The organism is Streptomyces coryli, assembly GCF_011044975.1.
GTDB classification, from domain to species: Bacteria; Actinomycetota; Actinomycetes; order Streptomycetales; family Streptomycetaceae; genus Streptomyces; species Streptomyces coryli.
Genome location: NZ_JAAKZV010000440.1, coordinates 1 through 3439, shown reverse-complemented (window position 1 = coordinate 3439; position 3439 = coordinate 1). Strand labels below are relative to the sequence as shown.

Below are 3439 nucleotides of genomic sequence, written 5' to 3'. Positions count from 1 at the left end.
GCTCGGGAGGGCGTGCAGCAGAGGGGTGGCGCTATGGGCGGCGGGCCGTACGACGGCGGCGCTCCGGCCCGGCGGTCTCCGGTCGGTGCCGCCTCGGCCGGCGGCTTCTCGGCCGACGGGCGGCAGCCCGTAAGCTCTCCGCCGCCGCGCGGGCCCATCCCCTGGTCCTTGTCCGCCCGCGCGGGTGGTGACGATGCCCGAGTGGGACCGGCACTTGCCTCCGCCCTCGACGACCTGGCGGCGCTGCTGTTGCGGGATCCCGGCGCCCCAGCCGATGCGTTTCTCGCCTCGGGAGTCCCCTGGCGCTGCGGCCTGGACCCCGCCGACGCCCTGTGGGCGGCCCGCATGCTTCTCCCGCTCGGTACGGATCTCGCCGCCGGCACGCTGCGTGCCCTCGCCCGCAGTCAGCAGGACCAGGGTTCTCCGGCCGGGCTGCTGCCCGGGCCCGTGCGGGCCAGCGGGCCGCAACTCCCGCCGCGTTCCGTGGGGATCGAGGCCACGTTGCTCTTCCCCGCCGTGCTCGCGGAGGCCCGCCGGTGGGGGCTGTCGGAGCGGGACACCGAGCAGCTGCTCCCGGCCGCCGAGCGCTGCCTCACCTGGCTCAGATCGGTGGCACCGAGCTCCGGCGCAGCCGCGCACCGCCCTCCCGGCCTCTCCGGTTACGTCCCCGACCCCGCCCCCGGCGGCCCGTACCGCTGCGAGACACAGGCGCACGCCCACCGGGCCGCGCTGCTCGGTGCGGACCTGCTGGACGAGTTCGGGCGGCCTGGTGCCGACGACTGGCGAGAGTGGGCAGCCGGTCTGCGGGAGAGATTCCGCGCCGACTTCTGGGTCGAGGACCGCTCCGGCGGCCGCCCGGCCGCCGCGCTCACCCCGGATGGCGCCCCGTTGCCGCAGCTCGGCAGCGCCGCCGCGCATCTGCTGGACCCGGGCCTGTCCACCGCGGGGCAGTTCGCCGAGCCGCTGCTGGACAAGGTGCGGACCGAGACCCTCGCCCGGCTCCTGGGCTCGCCGGCACAGGACTGCGGCTGGGGGCTGCGCACCCTCGGCGGCGCGGAGCCGGGGCACAACCCGTTCGGCCACGGCGGCGGCGCCGTCCGTGTCCTCGACACGGCGGTGGCCGTGGCCGGCCTCTTCGCCACCGGATACGAGAAGGAGGCGGGCTGCCTCCTGCACGGCACCCTGGACGCCGCCGCACACTTCGGCCACCGCCTCCCGGAGATGTACGCCGGGATACGGCGCACCGAGGGCGGCGCCCCGCTGCCGCACCCCGCCGCCTGCCGCCCGGCGGCCACCGCCGCGGCCGCGGTCGTGCACCTGCTGGCCGCCGTCGCGGGGCTGCGGCCCGACGTCCCGGCGGGCACTGTCGCCATCAGGCCCGCGGGCACGGCACCGCTCGGCGCGCTGCATCTGACGGGGTGGCGGATAGCGGGGGAGCCGTTCTCCGTACGGGTGAGCCGGCTCGGCATGGGGATGGTGGAGGAGGCCGCGGCGGGCCTGCAGCTCGGGGCGTGACCTGCGGGTGGGCCGCCGGACCGGACAGCGCTACCAAGGGCCTGTTTATCGTCAGGCAGACGACTATGATCGCGGCATGCCACCCTACGACCCGTCGGCCTACCCTCCGTTCGCCGTCACTGTGGACCTGGTCGTGCTGACCGTGCGCAGCCATGCGCTGTGCGCGCTCGCCGTACGGCGCGGGGAGCCGCCGTTCCAGGGCCGGTGGGCGCTGCCCGGCGGGTTCGTGCAGCCGGACGAGGACCTGGAGCAGGCGGCCGCTCGCGAGCTCGCCGAGGAGACCGGGCTGCACCCGCACGGCGGCCTGGCCGACGACGTCCCGCCGGACCGGACACAGGCCCAGGCCCAGTCCCAGACCAAGTCCCCTTCCCAGCCCTCGCCGGCCTCCGTCCCGGGTGCGCATCTCGAGCAACTCGCCACCTACGGCGACCCCAAGCGCGACCCCCGCATGCGCGTCGTCAGCGTGGCCCACCTCGTCCTCGCCCCCGACCTGCCCGCGCCCCGGCCCGGCGGCGACGCCAGCAGCGTGCGGTGGGCGCCGGTGGAACCGCTGCTCGGCCCCGACGGTCCGAGCGGCGCGGCCGCCGGCGAGCCGGAGCAGGGGCCGCTGGCCTTCGACCACGCGCGGATCCTGGCCGACGGGGTGGAGCGGGCCCGCTCCAAGATCGAGTACTCGTCGCTGGCCACGGCCTTCTGCCCGCGCGAGTTCACCGTCGGCGAGCTGCGCCGGGTGTACGAGGCGGTGTGGGGTGTGGCCCTCGACCCGCGCAACTTCCACCGCAAGGTCACCGGCACACCCGGCTTCCTCGTGCCCACCGGCGGCACGACGACCCGTCAGGGCGGCCGCCCCGCCCAGCTGTTCCGCGCCGGCGGCGCCACGCTCCTCAACCCGCCGATGCTCCGCCCGGAGGTCTAGGGCCGCTCCCGGCCGGTCCGGACCTGCCCTGGCACTTGGCCGCACCGCAACTCGCCGGACGCCGCGCTCTCTGCTATGCCCGATTCCTCCCAAATGTCGCGCTAAGGTGTCCCCGTTCCGGACCCCAGCGAGGCGCGAGATGATCCAGGCCATCGGACTCACCAGCAGACCGCAGGACGCCAACAGCGACGCCGAAAGCGACACCGGCAGCGGCGCCGCCACCGTGCGCGGGCTCACGTTCGAGGCCGCGCCCGGCGAGGTCACCGTGCTGCTCGGCGACCCCGGCGCCGGGAAGACCGCGGCCGTACGCCGCCTCCTCCAGCTCGACCCGGGCCGCGGCACCGCCCTGTTCAACGGCCGCCCGCTCAGCCGGATCGCGGTCCCGGCCCGCGAGGTCGGCACCGTACTCGGCGACGTGGCAGGCCACCCGGCCCGTACGCTCCGCGCCCACCTCCGCATGCTCGCCGCGGCCATCGGCGTCCCGGCCACCCGCGCCGACGACGTCCTCGAACTGGTCGGCCTCGACGCCCTCGCCGGCGACCGTCTCGACACCCTCGCCCTCGGCATGGACCGCCGCCTCGGCCTCGCCACCGCCCTCCTCGGCGACCCGCACACCCTCGTCCTCGACGACCCGGCCCGCGACCTCTCGCACCGCGAAGCCGCCTGGTATCACGCGACCCTGCGCGAACTCGCCGGCACCGGCATCTGCGTCTTCACCACCACCACCGAGCCGCGCACCGCCGCCCGCCTCGCCGACCGGGTGCTCAGCCTCGACGCCGGCCGGATCGTCGCCGACCAGCCGGCCGCCGAGTTCGCCCGCACCAGGCTGCGCAGCTGCGTCACCGTCCGCACCCCGCAGGCCGAGCGCCTCGCCACCTACCTCGCCCGCACCACCTGCGGCCGCTGGGCGGTCGGCCGCATCCTGCCCGGCGAGTCCTCGGACTCCCGCGCCCGATCGCCCTTGGCCGGTACGGGCATCCCGGACGGCGCGATCCTGACGCACGTGGA

At 76.4% G+C, this 3439-nt stretch carries 3 protein-coding genes; all 3 read left to right on the top strand.

The annotated features are described in order from the left end of the window. On the top strand, positions 1–1515 hold a 1515-nt coding region (locus tag G5C51_RS40855; protein ID WP_420824914.1), incomplete at its 5' end, for an amylo-alpha-1,6-glucosidase. 76 nt (positions 1516–1591) lie between these two features. Then, positions 1592–2431, top strand: a complete 840-nt coding sequence (locus G5C51_RS40850; RefSeq protein WP_165245831.1) for an NUDIX hydrolase — start codon at positions 1592–1594, stop codon at positions 2429–2431. Positions 2432–2570: 139 nt separating this feature from the next. After that, positions 2571–3439: ATP-binding cassette domain-containing protein (locus G5C51_RS40845; RefSeq protein WP_165245829.1), on the top strand; the 869-nt coding region annotated here is incomplete at its 3' end.

What these genes read in the sequence shown, in the direction of transcription:
- G5C51_RS40850 (WP_165245831.1), top strand. Translation starts at nt 1,592, where the DNA reads ATGCCACCCTACGACCCGTCGGCCTACCCTCCGTTCGCCGTCACTGTG.